Raw genomic sequence first — 16,409 nt, forward strand, 5'->3', positions numbered from 1 at the left:
GAAGCCGCTCGGCTCGCCTCGTGTTGCAGATTTCGAAGGCGCGAGCAGCGCGAGAACGAGCGCGGAACGCCCCGGCGCGGGACAATGGTGGCAACGTTGCGCCGCGAACCCGCGACGAAGCGTGGATCACGACCCGACGTCGCGGTCCGGGCAGTAGCCGCGGTCGGATAATGTGGTGCGGATCGCGGCACGGAGAGGCGGTGGCATGACTCAGCACTTGGGCGAGGCGAATGTCGAGCAATCGGCGACGGCAACGCCGGCTTCGCCACCGGCGAAAACTCCCGCCCCGAAGCCGGCTCCCAGATCCGTGCCGCCGAAGCAGCCCTCCGCCACGTCCGCTGTGCCCACTTCCGCCTCGCGCCGGGTGCGCGCCCGGCTCGCGCGCCGGATGACCGGTCAGCGCGGTATCGCCGCGGTCAAGCCGGTGCTCGAGCCACTGGCCACGGTACATCGCGAGCTGTACCCGAAGGCCAACCTGACGCTGCTGCAGAAGGCCTTCGACGTGGCCGACGAGCGCCACGCCCATCAGTTCCGCAAGTCCGGCGACCCCTACATCACACACCCGCTCGCGGTCGCCAACATCCTCGCCGAGCTCGGCATGGACACCACCACACTGGTGGCGGCGCTGCTGCACGACACCGTCGAGGACACCGGCTACACCCTCGACCAGCTGAAGGCCGAGTTCGGCGAAGAGGTCGCCCACCTGGTCGACGGCGTGACCAAGCTGGACAAGGTCAACCTCGGCTCCGCCGCCGAGGCCGAGACCATCCGCAAGATGATCATCGCGATGGCGCGCGACCCGCGCGTGCTGGTCATCAAGGTCGCCGACCGCTTGCACAACATGCGCACCATGCGCTTCCTGCCGCCGGAGAAGCAGGCGAAGAAGGCCAAGGAGACCCTCGAGGTCATCGCGCCGCTCGCTCATCGCCTCGGCATGGCCACCGTCAAATGGGAACTCGAGGACCTCGCGTTCGCGATCCTGCACCCCAAGAAATACGACGAGATCGTGCGCCTGGTCGCCGACCGCGCGCCTTCGCGCGACACCTACCTGGCGAAGGTGCGCGCCGAGATCGTGAACACACTGGCCGCCTCGCGCATCCAGGCCGTCGTCGAGGGCAGGCCCAAGCACTACTGGTCGATCTACCAGAAGATGATCGTCAAGGGTAAGGACTTCGACGACATCCACGACCTGGTCGGCATCCGCATCCTCTGCGACGAGGTGCGCGACTGCTACGCCGCGGTCGGCGTGGTGCACTCGCTGTGGCAGCCGATGGCGGGCCGGTTCAAGGACTACATCGCCCAGCCTCGCTACGGCGTCTACCAGTCCCTGCACACCACGGTCGTCGGCCCCGACGGCAAGCCGCTCGAGGTGCAGATCCGCACCCAGGACATGCACCGCACCGCCGAGTTCGGCATCGCCGCGCACTGGCGTTACAAGGAGACCAAGGGCAAGCACTCCGGTGATGCCGCCGAGGTCGACGACATGGCCTGGATGCGTCAGCTGCTCGACTGGCAGCGCGAGGCGGCCGACCCCGCCGAGTTCCTCGAGTCGCTGCGCTTCGACCTGAAGTCGCCGGAGATCTTCGTCTTCACCCCCAAGGGCGACGTCATCACGCTGCCGCAGAAGTCGACCCCGGTGGACTTCGCCTACGCCGTGCACACCGAGGTCGGCCACCGCTGCATCGGCGCGCGGGTCAACGGCAGGCTGGTCGCACTGGAACGCCAGCTCGAGAACGGCGAGGTCGTCGAGGTCTTCACCTCGAAGGCACAGAACGCGGGCCCGAGCCGCGACTGGCAGAACTTCGTGGTGTCCCCGCGTGCCAAGGCCAAGATCCGGCAGTGGTTCGCCAAGGAGCGCCGTGAGGAGGCGCTGGAGAGCGGCAAGGAGCAGATCTCCAAGGAGGTCCGCCGCGTCGGCCTGCCACTGCAGCGGCTGATGAGCGTGGACGCGATGAACGCGGTCGCCCACGAGCTGCACTACAGCGACATCTCCAACCTCTACACCGCCGTCGGCGAGCACCAGGTCTCCGCACATCACGTCGTGCAGCGCCTGATGGCCCAGCTCGGCGGCATCGGCGACGTGGAGAACGAGCTCGCCGAACGCTCGACGCCCTCGACCACGCCGAGCCGCCAGCGCGTCACCGGCGACGCGGGCGTGCTCATCCCCGGCGCCTCGGGCACCGTCGCCAAGCTCGCCAAGTGCTGCACCCCGGTGCCCGGCGACGAGATCATGGGCTTCGTGACCCGCGGCGGTTCGGTCAGCGTGCACCGCACCGACTGCACCAATGCCGAGTCGCTGCGCGAGCAGCCCGAGCGCATCATCGACGTGGAATGGGCGCCCTCGCCGTCCTCGGTCTTCCTGGTCGCCATCCAGATCGAGGCCCTGGACCGCACCCGCCTGCTCTCCGACGTGACCAAGGTGCTCGCCGACGAGAAGGTCAACATCCTGTCCGCCTCGGTCGCCACCCACGGCGACCGCGTGGCCATCAGCAAGTTCACCTTCGAGATGGGCGACCCCAAGCACCTCGGGCACCTGCTGAACGTGGTGCGCAATGTGGAGGGCGTCTACGACGTGTACCGGGTGACCTCGGCGGCCTGAGAGTTCGCCGCGCCCTGGCGCCGACATCGGAGCAGGCCGCCTCATCCCTGACACAGGCGCATGGACTCCGGCGCGCAGAGCCGGAGTCCATGGCGAGGACCTTCTGTCCGTTCGGGAAACGACCTGTCCCTCAGCCGAGTAGCCAGTCGTTGGGGGTGAAGAGCTCGAAGTGGACGCGGTCGGCGGGGACGCCCGCGCCGGCGAGCTGGGCTCGGGCCGCTTGGAGGAAGCCGGCGCCGCCGCAGAGGTAGACGCGGGCGCCGGCGGGGAGGGTGAGGGCGGACAGGGCGAGGGTGCCGGTGTGGGCGCCCGGGGTGGGCTGTTCGTACCAGAGTTCGAGGGTGGCGTCGGGGAGGCTGTCGATGAGGTCCTGCTGCACGGCGCGCAGGGGGTGGGTGTCGCAGGTGCGGTCGGCGTGGACGGCGAGGACCTTGCGCTGCGGGCCTGCGGCGGCGAGGTATTCGAGGATGCCGATCATGGGCGTGATGCCGATACCCGCAGAGATGAGCACCAGCGGGTCGGTGGCGGTGGTGTCGATGGTGAGGTCGCCGAAGGGCAGGGTGACGTCGAGGACGTCGCCGACGCCGATGGTGCCGGTCAGGACGGTGGAGACTTCGCCCGCGGGTTGATCCGGGGTCGCTTCGACCGGGCGTACCGCGAAGGCGAGCCGGCCGTTGCCCGGTGCACTCACCAGACTGTACTGGCGCAGCTGGCGGGCGCCGTCGGGCAGCACCACGCCGACGGAGACGTACTGTCCGGGAAGGAAATCCGCGAACGGGCGGGCCGGGTCGGCGGATTCCACGACGAAGGTGACCACCCCCGAGGGGTCGTCGATCCGGTCGGCGACGACGGCCGTGCGGAAGACGTCGCCGGGCGCCACGCCCGCCCCCTCGTAGAGTTCGCGTTCGAAGCCGATGAGGGTGTCGGCCATCAGCCAGTAGACGCGGTCCCAGGCGGCGGCGATCTCGGCGGTGACGACATCGGCGCCGAGCACCTCGACGATCGCGGCGAACAGGTGCTGGTGGACCACCGGGTACTGCTCGGCCACCACGCCGAGCGAGGCGTGCTTGTGACCGATGCGGGCGAGCAGTTCGCGCGGATGCGGCAGCGCCGGGTCGACCAGATGGGTGGCGAAGGTGGCGATCGACGCGGCGAGCGCCCGCTGCTGGGCGCCCTGGGCCTGGTTGCCGCGGTTGAACAGATTCGCGAGCAGTTCGGGGTGGGCGCCGAACATCTTGCGGTAGAAGGTCGCGGTGATGTCATCGATATGTTCGGCGATCACCGGGAGCGTCGCGCGCACCACGTCGGCGTGGTGGGTCTCCAATTCCGCGGGAGTGTCCAGCGCCGAAGGCAGAAGGGTGGTCATGGGGTCTCCTCGTCGAGATTCCATCGTGGGCTCGAATGCCACTGGAAAGACGGTAACCAATTCGAGTCCTCGAAATCGACTCCACAGCCGGTGAGCTCAATTACGCACGATTGTGCGGAATATGTCGACCCGAACACGCATCTACCTGCTGGTTTGTCGATGGCTGAAGATCAACACGAGGAGCTCACGAGAATGCATGGCGGGACAATTCCCACTGGAGTATGTGCGCGGACACAGCAGGAAGCAATCCGATTTCCGGAAGAAATCGGATTCGGAGACGGCACGGAATTCGAGCGAGACGGCGCGAATCCTTCGAATTATCGGGCGAGCGAACCCGCCGCGCCGGGCATATCCGGCATGTACAACATCCGGACGGTGCGCTCGTCGACGAGATCGTCGAGCGCGTAATTGTCCAATTCGCGATAGAACATCTCCTGAGCGCGGGCCAGCATGCGCCGCAATCGGCAGGCCGCGGCGAGTGGGCAGGGGTGCTCACCGGCGCAGTCCACGACCTCCGAGGCGCCTTCCAGTCCGCGCACGATCTGCCCGACGGTGGCCGACCGACCGCGCTCGGTGAGGAAGATCCCGCCGGTGCGGCCGCGATGGGAATCGACGAATCCCAGTTCGGCCAGCTTCGTCACCGCCTTGGCGACATAGTGTTCCGAGGCATTGACCTGCCGGGCGACCAGGCGGACGGTGACCCGTTCCTCGGCGGCGCCGCCGACGGCCAGGCGCATCATGGCGCGCAGGCCGAGATCGGTGAACCTGGACAGTTGCATAGTCGGAGCATACGTAATTGCGCCTCCCAAAGGCGAATTATCCGACTCCGCTATCGCCGGACTCACAAGGCATTGCCGCTCGGACACACCGTGATCCGCGCCCGACGCACGCGACTCAGCCGACCTCCTCCGTGACCTCCGGCGCCGGCGTCAGCCCTTCACCGGTGAGCTCCAGACGGCGTGTCACCCCGATCTCGGCGAGGAACCGGGGGTCGTGGCTGACCACGATCAGCGCGCCCTCGAAACCGGCCAGCGCCTCGGTCAGATGACGCAGACTGGGCAGATCGAGATTGTTGGTCGGCTCGTCGAGCAGCAGCAGTTTCGGCGCGGGCTCGGCGAGCAGCAACATGGCCAGGGCCGCGCGCAGCCGCTCGCCGCCGGACAGTGCGGCGGCGGGCACATCGGCTGCCGCCCCGCGGAACAGCAGCCGGGCCAGCTGCGCACGGATGCGTACCGGCGGCGCGTCCGGCGCAGTGGCCGCCACGTTTTCGAACACCGTCCGCTCGGGGTCGAACAGGTCCAGCCGCTGCGGCAGCATCCGCCACGCAACCTTCGGCGGCTCGGCGGCGATGCGGTGCAGCAGCGTCGTCTTACCGACACCGTTGCGCCCGGTGAGCGCGATCCGTTCCGGACCGGTGATCCGCAGGGTCACCCGGCGATCGGGATCGGCTGCGCCACAGACCAGTTCGGCGTCGACGAGGTCGAGCACGTCCTGTCCCGGATGCAGGCGGGTGCCGGGCAGATCGAGGCGGATCTGCTGGTCGGCGCGCACCGAGTCCTCGGCTTCGCGTAGCTGTTCGGTGGCGGCGTCGAGGCGGTCGATCTGGGTGTTGCGCAGCTTGCCCGCCGATTCCTGGGCCGCGCGTCTACGGGCGCCTGCCAGGATCTTCGGCATGTTCTCGGCCGACTTCTCGCCATAGCGCTTGCGGCGATCCAATGTGGTCCTGGCCTCGGCCAGTTCCCTGGACTGCCTGCGCACATCGTTACGCGCGGTGCGCAGCGCGGCCTGCGCGGCCTGCTGCTCGGCGGCCACCTGCTCCTCGTAATCGGTGTAGTTGCCGCCGAATACCCGCAGCGCGCCGTGGCGCAGTTCGGCGATGGAGTCGGCGCGCTCGAGCAGTTCGCGATCGTGGCTGACCGCGAGCACCGTGCCGGAGAACTGGTCGACCACATCGTAGAGATGTTGGCGGGCGACCCGATCCAGGTTGTTGGTCGGCTCGTCGAGCAGCAGCACCTCGGGATCGCCGAGCAGTTGCGCGGCCAGGCCGAGCAGCACGGTTTCGCCACCGGAGAGGGTGTCCAGGCGACGATCCAGACCGGCGGTGGAATCGGCGAGATAGCCCAGCCCGAGCCGGGCCAGCAACGCCACCGCGCGTTCCTCGACATCCCAGGCCGAGCCGATGATGTCGAAATCGTCGTCGGCGGCCGCGCCGGCTTCGACGCGATGCAGGGCTGCCCTGATCTCGGCGATGCCGAGCAGGTGGTCGACGCGCTGGGCGTCGGCCAGTCCGAGATCCTGGCGCAGGTAGCCGAGACGGCCCCGCACGGAGATCGAGCCGCGAAGCGGGCGCAGTTCCCCGGCGATCAGCCGGAGCAGCGTGGATTTACCCGCGCCGTTGACGCCGGCCAGGCCGATATGGCCGGGGCCGAGATCACCGTCGATACCGTCGAAGACAGGGGTGCCATCCGGCCAGGAGAAGGTGAGATCGGAGAAGGACAGTGAGGTCATGGTGAGTCCTCGAGGTCGCGTCGTGACGCGGCGCGTGAATACGGGCCGCACGAGAGCACCTCAGAAGAGCACCACTACTCCGATCGCCGGGGACAGAACGCGGTCCAGAATAGTCGGCGGTATGCCGATGCCGCCAGGTATTTTCCGCGCCCTCTCCCCCGGGCTCAGGTGAGGCGAACGATCGAGGTCAGCGGGTAGTCGCCTTGTACGGCGCGACCGCCGAGAGCTTCCAGCTCGAGCACCACGGCGGCGGCGGCGACGTGCGCGCCCGCCTCCTCGAACAGTTGCGCCGCGGCGGCGAGGGTACCGCCGGTGGCCAGCACGTCGTCGAGCAACAACACGGTGCGCCCGCGCAGTTCCACCCCGTTACCGGGAATCTCCAGGGCGGCCGAACCGTATTCCAGGCTGTACTCACGGCTGATCACCGGCGGCGGCAGCTTGCCCGCCTTGCGGACCGCCAGCACGCCGGTGCCGAGAACGGCCGCCACGCCCGCGCCGAGCAGGAAGCCCCTGGCGTCCACACCCGCGACCAGATCGGCTTCGGGCGCGCACGCGGCCAGCGATTCGATCACCGTCCGGAAGCCATCGGCGTCGGCGAACACCGGGGTCAGATCGGCGAAACGGACACCGGGAGTGGGGAAATCGTCGTGCCAGCGGGTGAGGCGCTCGACCTGCGCGGCCGCCGCCGCGGCGATGCCTTCGGCGATCTGCCGGTCGGACTCCGTTGCCGCGTGCTTGCTCATCGAACTCTCTCCCGTGGTCATGTCGAAATCCCGTCCGTCGATCCCGGTCAGCGCCGCAGCACCCAGCGATCCATGTTCCAGCCGGTGCCGCCCTGGGTCGGCCCGGCCACGCCGTTGCGCAGCCCGTCACCGAAGGCGATGACGCGTGGGGTGGCGAACAGCGGAATGCCCGGCATCTCCGACCACAGCAGGTTCTCGGCTTCGGTCAGCAGGTTCAGCTGGGTGGTCGAATCGGTGTCCGCGGCGAGCTGATCGACGATCGCATCGTATCGGCCGTTGCCGAACCGGCCGAAATCGATGCCGCTGCCGGTCCGCCACGCGCTGGTGGCGGCGACGCCGGTCAGCGAGCCGGCCGGGCCGGGCGCGCCCGCCGTGCTCGACAGGATGGCGTCCACGGTGCCGTCGGTCAGCTGGTTGGGCCGGAAGTCGGTGGCGCCGGCATCCTCGACGGTGATGCCCGCCGCCTTGCAGGATTCGGCGATCGCGGCCACCGTCTGCGCACGCCGCTGATCCGGCGCGAGATAACCGATCCGGACGACCGGGTTCGGCACGCCCGCGAAACCGGCCTTGGCGGCGTTGATGTCGGTCACCTCGTACTGTGCGGCGGCAACCGCCGTCGATGCCCCGTAGTAGAGCGAATCCTGCTGGCTGATCAGCGAATTCAGCGGCCCGGTGCCCAGTCCGGTGCTCGGCACGTCGGCGGCCCTGCCCAGGTCGTTGTAGAGCGCCTGACGCGGGACGCAGTGCGCGAAGCCGCGGCGGGCCGCCGGTGAACCGAGGACGCCCCCGGTGGCGAGGACGAGCTGTTCGGCCCCACGGCCGGGCACCGTGTTCGAGGAGAAGCCGTTCAGATCGAGTTCGGCCACCGAACCGGCGCCGACGTCGAGCACGCTCACCGCATTGTCGGCGACCTTCGCCTTCAGATCCGCGGTCTTGTCGAAGACGACCACACGACCGGTCTCGGGTGCGTTGCCCCACCACCGTTCGTTCGCGACCAGCACCAGGCCGTCCTCGGGAGTGAAGGACTCGACCCGGTACGGACCCGAGGACGGGAACCGCGCCGGGTCGAGCTCGCCGGAGGTCAGCGTCCAGCCGCTGTTCCAGAAGTCGGCGAGCTTGCCGATTGCCGCCCGGTCACCCTCCTGTACCGCCGAGACCACGTTGGCCACGCCGGCTTCCCGCGCGGCGACGTGCGCGGGCATCAGCTCACCGGCGGTGAACAGTGTGCGCCACGGCAGGTACCGGCGGTCCGGGCGGAACACGACGGTCGCGTCCTTGGAGCCCGGCTGGCAGTCGACCCGCTCGATATCGCGGTAGCCCGCGGTGTCGGCGGCGTCGAACAGCGGCACCGGGCCGTCGGTGAAGCGACCGCTGCGCGCCGCCCAGGTCAGCACCAGATCGTCGCAGGAGGTCGGCACGCCGTCGGAGTACACCCCGTCGGGGTTGAGCCGGTACTGGATGGTCTGCGACTCGCCCGGTACCTCCTTGGCGGTGCCCACATCGGTGTCGGCGACCTGCTGGCCGTCCGGACCGGTGTAGAAGAAGCCGGTCAGCACGCGCTGGAACACCGCCGCCGAACCGCTGCTCACGCCGAGCGTGGTGCCACCGTTGTAGGTGGTGATCACCGCGTCGACGCCGTAGCCGATGGAGGGCACCTGGCTCTGACCGGAGCATCCGGTCAGAGCCAGCGCCGCCGCCAATGCGAGCGCGGTGCCCGCTCCCGCCGGTCGCACCGCGCCGCTGCGTGGCTTTCGCATGAAACGAAACCCCTTATCTACCTGGTCGTCGGACCGTTCGACTCAGTTCCTTCGCTGACGCTTGCCCGAGGGACGCTGCTCCCCCGCACCGCGGGGCTCGCCGGTGCGCGGACGCGGGCCTGCCGCCGCGAAGTCCTCGCCGCCCGCGCGCCGGGTCGCCTGGGCGACCCGCAACTCGGCCTCCCTGGCCGCGCGCGCCGCCGCCGCATTGGACCGCTTGGCCAGCACCTTCTTGGTGTGCGCGGCCACCGGCCCCCAGCGCTCCTTCAGCGAGACCAGCAACGGGCTGGCGAAGAAGATCGACGAATAGGTGCCGACCAGCAGGCCGACCAACTGCACCAGCGCCAGATCCTTGAGCGTGCCGACGCCGAGCATCCAGACCGCGATCACCATCAGCGCGAGGATCGGCAGCACGCCGATGACGGCCGTGTTGATCGAGCGCATGAGCGTCTGGTTGACCGCCAGATTGGCCTGCTCGGCGTAGGTTCGCCGGTTCAGGTGCAGGATGCCCCTGGTGTTCTCCTCCACCTTGTCGAACACGACCACCGAGTCGTAGAGCGAGAAGCCGAGAATCGTGAGCACGCCGATCACCGTCGCCGGGGTGACCTCGAAGCCGACCAGCGAGTACACACCCGCGGTGACGACGACGTCGAAGACCAACGCGGCCAGCGCGGCGAGGGCCATATCCCGCTCGAAGCGCACCGTGATGTAGATCGACACGAGCACCAGGAAGACCACCAGGGCGATCAGCGCTTTCCTGGTGATCTGGTCGCCCCAGGTCTCGCTGACGTCGGAGACGCTGATCGCCGAACGGCTGGGTTCGCCGTCGCTGTTCTTCGGCTGGAACTCGTCGTACAGCGCGCTCGTCAGCCGATCGACCTGGCTCGCGTCCAGCGCCTCCGAGCGGATGAGCATGGTCGCGGTCGAACCGGTGCCCACGGTCTGCACCGTCTCCGGGTCCGCGTCGAGGGTGTCGTGGAAGACCTCCTCGACCTGACCGGTCGTCGCCTCACCCGCCGGGAACTGGATGCGCGAGCCGCCTTCGAAGTCGATGCCGAAGTTGAAGCCGCGGATCAGGATGCTGGCCAGCGACAGCAGCACGATCACCGCCGTGACGATGTACCACATGCGCCTGCGACCGATGACGTCGACCGCGCCGGTGCCGGTGTAGAGGCGGTTGAAGAAGCCGTGCCGGGGCTTACCCGAGCCGTAGGCGAAATCGTCGACCGAGCTCTGCGCGCGGTCCTCGTCGCGCTTGTCGAGCGACGGGTTGTTGGGGTTGGTCATCGCGTCCTCACACCTTCCGCAGGAGCGGCCTCGGCGGCCCTGCGTTCACGAGCGACCTCCTGGATCGCACCCAGACCGTTCACCGCAGGCTTCGCCCAGAACGCCGAGCGCGAGGCGAGCAGCACCAGCGGCGCGGTCATCAGGAACACCACCACCACGTCGAGGATGGTGGTCAAACCGAGGGTGAAGGCGAAGCCCTTGACCTGGCCGATGGCGAGCACGTACAGCACCGCGGCGGCGATGAAGCTGACCGCGTTGCCGGACAGGATCGTGCGCCGCGCCCGCTGCCAGCCGCGCGGCACCGCCGAGCGGAAGCTGCGGCCCTCGCGCATCTCGTCCTTGATGCGTTCGAAGAACACGACGAACGAGTCGGCGGTCATGCCGATGCCGATGATCAGACCCGCGACGCCGGACAGGTCGAGGGTGAAGCCGATCCAGCGGCCGAGCAACACCATCAAGCCGTAGACCGCGAAGCCCGAGCCGATCAGCGACAACGCCGTCAGCAGGCCGAGCATGCGGTAGTACAGCAGGCAGTACAGCAGCACGATGATCATGCCGATCGCGCCCGCGAGCAGGCCCGCCTTCAGCGACGACAGACCGAGGGTGGCCGAGACCGTCTCGGCCTCGGAGGTCTGGAACGACAGCGGCAGCGAACCGTACTTCAGCGTGTTCGCCAGCTCCCTGGAGGAGGTGGCGGAGAACTGACCCGAGATCTGCGTGCGCCCACCCAGCTGCGGACCCGCCTGCACCTGGGGTGCGCTGACGACCTGGGAATCGAGGGTGAAGGCCACCCGCTTGTACAGGTACTCACCGGTCAGATCGGCCCAGGCGTCGGAGCCGGAGCCCTTGAACTCCAGGTCGACGACCCAGCGGGACTGCTGGGTGTCGAGGTTGGCGACGGCGTCCTTGATCTCCTGGCCGTCGATGCGGCTGGCATCGAGCAGGAATACCTCGCTGCGGTCTTGCGAGCAGGTCACCAGCGGCAGCTTCGGATCGTCGTTGCCCGCGAGCGGATCCTGCTTCGTGCAGTCCATCGCGGCCATGGCGGCCTGCTGCGCGGTGGGATCGGTGCTCTGCCTGGCCGCCTTGGCCGCGGCGATCTCGCGCTGGGTGCGCTCCTGCGGGGTGAGATTCTCGTCGTCCTGGGTGTCGACCGGGGCCTGCGCGACCGGCGGCTGCTCGGCGGGCGGCTGATCGGCCGGGGGCACGTCCGCCGGGGGCTGTTCACCGGCCGGCGGCTGCGGTGCGGGCGGCTGATCGTCGATCGGCGGCTGGGCCGGGAACACGCGCGGCTGCGGTGCGGGCTCGACCGGCGCCTCGGGCGCGGGCGGGACCTCCGCCGGAGGCGGGACCTCCGCGGGCGGGGCTCCCGCGGGCTGAACTTCCGCGGGCGGGGCCTCCGCGGGCGGAGCCCCTGCGGGCGGGGCCTCCGCCGGAGGGGTGTCGGCGGGCGGAGCGGCCGGTGCGGGAGCGGGTGCCTCGGTCGCGGGCGCACCCTGCGGCGTTCCGGTGAACGGCGTCGCGGCGAGCACCGGGCGGATGTAGAGCTTGGCGGTGGTGGCCAGCGCGCGGGCCTGCTGACCGTCGTCGCCGGGCACGGTGATGACGATGTTGTCACCCTCGATCGCCACCTCGGAGCCGGAGACACCGAGACCGTTGACGCGGTTCTCGATGATCTCCTGCGCCTTGCGCAGGCTGTCCTGGCTGGGGCTGCTGCCGTCCGGGGTGCGCGCCGTCAGTGTGACGCGGGTGCCACCCTGTAGGTCGATGCCGAGTTTGGGTGTCGGGGATTTGTCACCGGTGAAGAACACCAGCGCATAGATCACGGCCAGCAGCGCGGCGAAGACGCCGAGCAACCTGAGCGGATGCGCCGATCCCTGAGAAGGTGGCACAGTGCGTATCTCCTAGGCGGAAGTCGAGAGTGGAACGGGCGCACACCGGGGCAGCCGGCGCGCTCGCGCCGACCCGCCTCGGTGGCGGTGGTGCGGAGTCAGTCCTTGTTCAGCCGGTTCTCGGTCTGATCGGCGGACTCCTCGACCCCGGATGCCGCCCATTCGGCGGTCGTCTCGGGGGCAGCGGTCGTCTCGGTGGCCTCGGCCTGGTCCTCGACACGGACCTCGCGGATCGCCTGTCGCAGCCAGGTGGTCACCACATCCTCGGCGATCTCCAGGTCGACGGTGTCCTCGTCGACGTCGACCACCGTGCCCCACAGACCCGACGTGGTGATCACCGAGTCACCGACTTTCAGATCCTCCTGCATGGCCGCGACCTTCTCGGCTTCCCGCTTCTGACGACGGATACCGAGGAACATCGGCACGAGCAGGACAACCAGCAGGAGCGGAAACAGAAAATCGATCATCGATGTCAGTCCATGTCTTGTGGGTGGATGTGGGCCGAGACGTACACAGTCTGCCAGCTACCGCAACGGTGGCCGCACCCGCACACCCCGCCGCGCACGCCGGGCGGTCCGGGACGCCGCCTCAGCGGTCGGTGCCTGCCTCGATCGGCCCGTAGAGGTAGTCGTCGAGCGGGAACGATGCCGCCCGTCCATGGGTGGCGAGCGTGCTGTCGTGCCACAGCAGGGTGGCCTCGCCGTTGCCACGTCGAAACCTCCACCGCCCGCGCCACCTTCACCCGGCAGCGTCGCGCCCTCGAATGCAGACCTTCGATCGCCGGACACGGCGGGTGCGGCCCGCTACCGATACAGTGACCCGGCACAAAGACCGACCACTCGTTCGCTTGGGGGCGCACGTGTTCTGGAAGTACCGGACAGCGGGATCGACGAAATCGAAGGCGCGGGGAACGCCGACGAGAGAGCCCGCGATCGGCTCGCTGCGCCCCGCACCGCGACCGGGTCCGACCACTGTTCCGGTCGGCCTGACCCCCGCCGACGTTCGACAGGTCGTCTTCGGGCCCGCCCCCTTCGGGCAACGCGGCTACACCCCCGAGGAAGTCGACGCTTTCCTGGATCTGGTCGCCGCGACGCTCGCGCACGACGGCATCGGCTCGCTCACCGCGAGCGATGTCCACACGGTGCGCTTCACCCAGGCGCGCCGGGGCGTGCGCGGGTATCACCCCCAGGAGGTCGACGCCTTTCTCGACCAGGTGATCTTCGCCTTCGGCGGCTACCGGCCCTGAACGCTGCGTTCCTGCTGCGCGTGCAGATCATCGGGGAACACGAACCGCCGGATCGCCCAGAACCGGAACACCATCGCCAACAGCACGCCCAGGATCTGGCCGGTGACGAAATTGGCCACCGCCTGGGTCACCGGCGACACGTGTGGCACCCGCAGATCCAGCACGTACAGCGAGATCGCCTGCGGGATCATGGTGACGCCGATGCCGAGCGCGCTGACCGCGAAGAACAGGGCGGCCTCGTGAGAGCGCTGCCTGCCGCCGCGGGTGCGGAAGGACCACTCGCGGTTGAGCACATAGGACGCGATGGTCGCGATCAGGACGCCGAGCAGGCGTGCGGTCAGCGGCTTCTCACCGAGCACGGTCAGTTTCACGGCGTACACCACACCGGTGTCGATGAACCACGTGATGGCGCCGACCGTGGCGAACTTGAGCAGTTCACGGTGCTCGATCGCCTTGCTGCGCAGCGGCTCGGGCATTCGATCGAGCACGACATTGACCACGGTCATGCTGCGACTCTAACGGGGGCACCGATTTCGCGCCGCCACCGTATGACTCAGTCGAACAGGTCCAGCGTCGGCTGCGGCGTGCGTCCGCGCACCTCGACGGCACCGAAAACCAGATCCGGCGGGGGCACCAGGCCGAGGTGTTCCCATGCCGCCGCCGTGGCGACGCGACCGCGTGGGGTACGAGCCACCAGCCCGGCGCGCACCAGGAACGGCTCGCACACCTCCTCGACGGTGGCGGCCTCCTCCCCCACCGCGACCGCCAGCGTGGACACGCCGACCGGTCCGCCGTTGAAGCCGCGGACCAGCGCGTCGAGCACCGCGCGGTCGAGCCGGTCCAAACCGAGTACGTCGACGTCGTAGACCTCGAGCGCGGCCCTGGCCACCGGCAGGGTGATGAGGCCGTCGGCGCGGACCTCGGCATAGTCGCGCACGCGGCGCAGCAGCCGGTTGGCGATGCGGGGCGTGCCCCGCGAGCGCCCGGCGACCTCGGCGGCCGCGTCGTCCTCGATGCGCACGCCCAGGATCTGCGCCGAGCGCTGCAGGATGCGCAGCAGTTCGCCGGGTTCGTAGAAATCCATGTGGCCGGTGAAACCGAAGCGGTCGCGCAGCGGGCCGGTGAGCGCGCCGGACCGGGTGGTGGCGCCGACGAGGGTGAACGGGGCGATGTCGAGCGGAATGGAGGTGGCGCCCGGGCCCTTGCCGACCACGATGTCGACCCGGAAATCCTCCATCGCCAGGTACAGCATCTCCTCGGCCGGGCGGGCCATGCGGTGGATCTCGTCGATGAACAGCACATCGCCCTCGACCAGGTTGCTGAGCATGGCCGCCAGGTCTCCCGCGCGTTCCAGGGCGGGGCCGGAGGTGATGCGCAGCGCAGTGCCGAGTTCGGCGGCGATGATCATGGCCATGCTGGTCTTGCCGAGGCCGGGCGGCCCGGACAGCAGGACGTGATCGGGTGTGCTGCCGCGCTGTTTGGCCCCGCGCAGGACCAGGGCGAGCTGCTCGCGGACCCGGGGCTGGCCGATGAAGGTGTCCAGCGACTTCGGGCGCAGATCGCCCTCGATGTCACCGTCCGAGCGCAGCAGGTTCGCGGTGACCGGGGATTCGTCGTCGTGGTTCTGGTCCACGCCGTAGTTCTCCTCCATGACGAACTACCGGTTCTTGCCCAACAGCGACAGGGCCGCGCGCAGTGCCGCGGAGGTGGTCGCGGCGGGCTGCTCGGCGAGCACGGTGTCGATGGCCTGCTCGGCCTGCTTGAGCGGGAAGCCCAGCCCGGTGAGCGCTTCGACGACCTGGTCGCGGACCGGGGTCAGCACCGCGGCGGGCGCGCTGCCGGGCGGTCCCGCCTGCACCGGCACCTGATTCACCTTGTCGCGCAGTTCGACCACCATGCGCTCGGCGCCGCGTTTGCCGATGCCGGGCACCCGGGTGAGCGCGGCGACATTGCTCTCGGCCAGCGCCTTGCGCAGCGCCTCCGGCTCGAGCACCGCCAGCACCGCCATCGCCAGGCGCGGGCCCACCCCGGAGACGGTCTGCAACAGGCCGAACAGGTCGCGGGCCTCGGTGTCGGCGAAGCCGTAGAGGGTCATCGAGTCCTCGCGCACGATCATGGCCGTATAGAGACGGGCCTCCTCGCCGCGGGTCAAGGTGGCCAGCGTGGCCGGGGTCGCGTTCAGCCGGTAGCCGACACCGGATGCCTCGACCACCACGTGATCGAGCGCGATCTCGAGGACTTCCCCGCGTACCGACGCGATCACCCGCGCACCGCCTTTCGTGTTCGAACCGAGTTCTGCTGGACCGAGCGCTGCTGAGCCGAACGCTGTTCTGCCAGCCGTTCGGCATACCGTCGCTGCGCCTCGGCCGCCTTCGCCTCGGCCTCGGCCATCCTCGCCATCAGCGGCGCCCGCCAACAATGGCAGATCGCCAATGCCAGCGCATCCGCCGCATCGGCCGGTTTCGGTGCGGTCTTCAATCCCAGGATGCGGGTCACCATGGCGGTCACCTGCGCCTTGTCGGCATTACCGTTGCCGGTCACCGAGGCCTTGACCTCGCTCGGGGTGTGGAAGACCACCGGAATCCCGCGGCGGGCGGCAGCCAGCGCGATCACCCCACCGGCCTGCGCCGTTCCCATCGCGGTACGCACATTGTGCTGGGCGAAGACCCGCTCGATCGCGACCGCCTTCGGCCGGTGATCGTCCATCCACCGCTCGGCGGCGTCGGCGACCAGCATCAGCCTGTGCGCCAGATCCATCTCCGGCGGTGTGCGCACCACGTCCACGGCGATCGCGGTGACGGTCCGCCCGTGCCCGCCCTCGACCATGCTCAGTCCGCACCTGGTGAGCCCGGGGTCGACGCCCATCACCCGCACGACGACCCACCTCTCCCCGGACACGAACAATTGTTCGAGAGTCTAGTGGATGGCCGGTGGACGGCGGGCCAGCGACACGGATCAGCCGGCCTCGGGCGCCCCGGCGGCTTCGCGTTCGGCCAGGAAGGCGTCGAGCA

14 protein-coding genes are annotated in these 16,409 nt (G+C 69.3%); 2 read left to right on the plus strand and 12 right to left on the minus strand.

Annotation, left to right across the window (positions count from 1 at the left end; all coding sequences use genetic code 11):
- Positions 1–205: 205 nt before the first annotated feature.
- A complete protein-coding gene (locus ON26_RS16995) occupies positions 206–2,599 on the plus strand; it encodes a RelA/SpoT family protein (protein WP_040797145.1) in 2,394 nt (797 codons plus the stop codon).
- 130 nt (positions 2,600–2,729) lie between these two features.
- Here ON26_RS16995 and ON26_RS17000 read toward each other — a convergent pair whose 3' ends face one another.
- The 8 genes from ON26_RS17000 to yajC all read right to left on the minus strand — a co-directional run bounded on the left by ON26_RS17000 (position 2,730) and on the right by yajC (position 12,616).
- Positions 2,730–3,965, minus strand: a complete 1,236-nt coding sequence (locus ON26_RS17000; protein ID WP_040797146.1) for a globin domain-containing protein — start codon at positions 3,963–3,965, stop codon at positions 2,730–2,732.
- Between the two features lie 317 nt (positions 3,966–4,282).
- Positions 4,283–4,744 carry an RrF2 family transcriptional regulator gene (locus ON26_RS17005; protein ID WP_040797147.1) on the minus strand — a complete coding sequence of 154 codons (462 nt, stop codon included), beginning with the start codon at positions 4,742–4,744 and terminating at the stop codon, positions 4,283–4,285.
- A 115-nt stretch (positions 4,745–4,859) separates the two neighbouring features.
- On the minus strand, positions 4,860–6,473 hold the full coding sequence (locus tag ON26_RS17010) for an ATP-binding cassette domain-containing protein (protein ID WP_040797148.1): 1,614 nt from the start codon (positions 6,471–6,473) through the stop codon (positions 4,860–4,862).
- Between the two features lie 164 nt (positions 6,474–6,637).
- Positions 6,638–7,216: an adenine phosphoribosyltransferase gene (locus ON26_RS17015; protein ID WP_083884146.1), complete on the minus strand. Its 579-nt coding sequence runs from the start codon at positions 7,214–7,216 to the stop codon at positions 6,638–6,640.
- A gap of 47 nt (positions 7,217–7,263) precedes the next feature.
- Positions 7,264–8,973 (minus strand): ABC transporter substrate-binding protein, encoded by a 1,710-nt coding sequence (locus ON26_RS17020; protein ID WP_040797149.1) that lies wholly within the window; start codon positions 8,971–8,973, stop codon positions 7,264–7,266.
- Positions 8,974–9,015: 42 nt separating this feature from the next.
- On the minus strand, positions 9,016–10,260 hold the full coding sequence (secF, locus tag ON26_RS17025) for a protein translocase subunit SecF (RefSeq protein ID WP_040797150.1): 1,245 nt from the start codon (positions 10,258–10,260) through the stop codon (positions 9,016–9,018).
- Entirely contained in the window at positions 10,257–12,152 is a 1,896-nt protein-coding gene (gene secD, locus ON26_RS17030) for a protein translocase subunit SecD (RefSeq protein ID WP_040797151.1), read from the minus strand. The genes secF and secD overlap by 4 nt, the downstream gene beginning before the upstream one ends.
- Before the next feature lie 98 nt (positions 12,153–12,250).
- Positions 12,251–12,616 (minus strand): preprotein translocase subunit YajC, encoded by a 366-nt coding sequence (yajC, locus tag ON26_RS17035; protein WP_040797170.1) that lies wholly within the window; start codon positions 12,614–12,616, stop codon positions 12,251–12,253.
- Between the two features lie 383 nt (positions 12,617–12,999).
- Here yajC and ON26_RS34925 point away from each other — a divergent pair, with 383 nt between their 5' ends.
- Entirely contained in the window at positions 13,000–13,398 is a 399-nt protein-coding gene (locus ON26_RS34925; protein WP_281032399.1) for a DivIVA domain-containing protein, read from the plus strand.
- Here the strand turns inward: ON26_RS34925 and ON26_RS17045 are convergent.
- From ON26_RS17045 to ruvC, 4 genes are read right to left on the minus strand one after another with little or no spacing between them, the layout of a single operon-like run.
- Positions 13,386–13,904, minus strand: a complete 519-nt coding sequence (locus ON26_RS17045; RefSeq protein WP_040797152.1) for a GtrA family protein — start codon at positions 13,902–13,904, stop codon at positions 13,386–13,388. The two genes, ON26_RS34925 and ON26_RS17045, sit on opposite strands and share 13 nt — an antisense overlap.
- A 47-nt stretch (positions 13,905–13,951) precedes the next feature.
- Positions 13,952–15,031, minus strand: a complete 1,080-nt coding sequence (gene ruvB, locus ON26_RS17050) for a Holliday junction branch migration DNA helicase RuvB (RefSeq protein ID WP_373280947.1) — start codon at positions 15,029–15,031, stop codon at positions 13,952–13,954.
- A gap of 24 nt (positions 15,032–15,055) precedes the next feature.
- On the minus strand, positions 15,056–15,661 hold the full coding sequence (gene ruvA, locus ON26_RS17055; RefSeq protein ID WP_040797154.1) for a Holliday junction branch migration protein RuvA: 606 nt from the start codon (positions 15,659–15,661) through the stop codon (positions 15,056–15,058).
- Positions 15,658–16,272, minus strand: coding sequence for a crossover junction endodeoxyribonuclease RuvC (ruvC, locus tag ON26_RS17060; protein WP_051027171.1), 615 nt, complete (start codon positions 16,270–16,272; stop codon positions 15,658–15,660). Before ruvC ends, ruvA begins: the two co-directional genes overlap by 4 nt.
- Between the last annotated feature and the right edge of the window lie 137 nt (positions 16,273–16,409).

The organism is Nocardia higoensis NBRC 100133 (assembly GCF_000308595.1).
In the GTDB taxonomy this organism is placed as follows: Bacteria; Actinomycetota; Actinomycetes; order Mycobacteriales; family Mycobacteriaceae; genus Nocardia; species Nocardia higoensis.

Excerpts from the sequence above, each read along its gene's own strand:
- ON26_RS17000 (WP_040797146.1), bottom strand. The coding sequence starts at position 3,965 with ATGACCACCCTTCTGCCTTCGGCGCTGGACACTCCCGCGGAATTGGAG.
- ON26_RS16995 (WP_040797145.1), top strand. The coding sequence starts at position 206 with ATGACTCAGCACTTGGGCGAGGCGAATGTCGAGCAATCGGCGACGGCA.
- ON26_RS17020 (WP_040797149.1), bottom strand. The coding sequence starts at position 8,973 with ATGCGAAAGCCACGCAGCGGCGCGGTGCGACCGGCGGGAGCGGGCACC.
- ON26_RS17015 (WP_083884146.1), bottom strand. The coding sequence starts at position 7,216 with ATGAGCAAGCACGCGGCAACGGAGTCCGACCGGCAGATCGCCGAAGGC.
- ON26_RS17045 (WP_040797152.1), bottom strand. The coding sequence starts at position 13,904 with ATGACCGTGGTCAATGTCGTGCTCGATCGAATGCCCGAGCCGCTGCGC.
- ON26_RS17010 (WP_040797148.1), bottom strand. The coding sequence starts at position 6,473 with ATGACCTCACTGTCCTTCTCCGATCTCACCTTCTCCTGGCCGGATGGC.
- secF (WP_040797150.1), bottom strand. The coding sequence starts at position 10,260 with ATGACCAACCCCAACAACCCGTCGCTCGACAAGCGCGACGAGGACCGC.
- ON26_RS17005 (WP_040797147.1), bottom strand. The coding sequence starts at position 4,744 with ATGCAACTGTCCAGGTTCACCGATCTCGGCCTGCGCGCCATGATGCGC.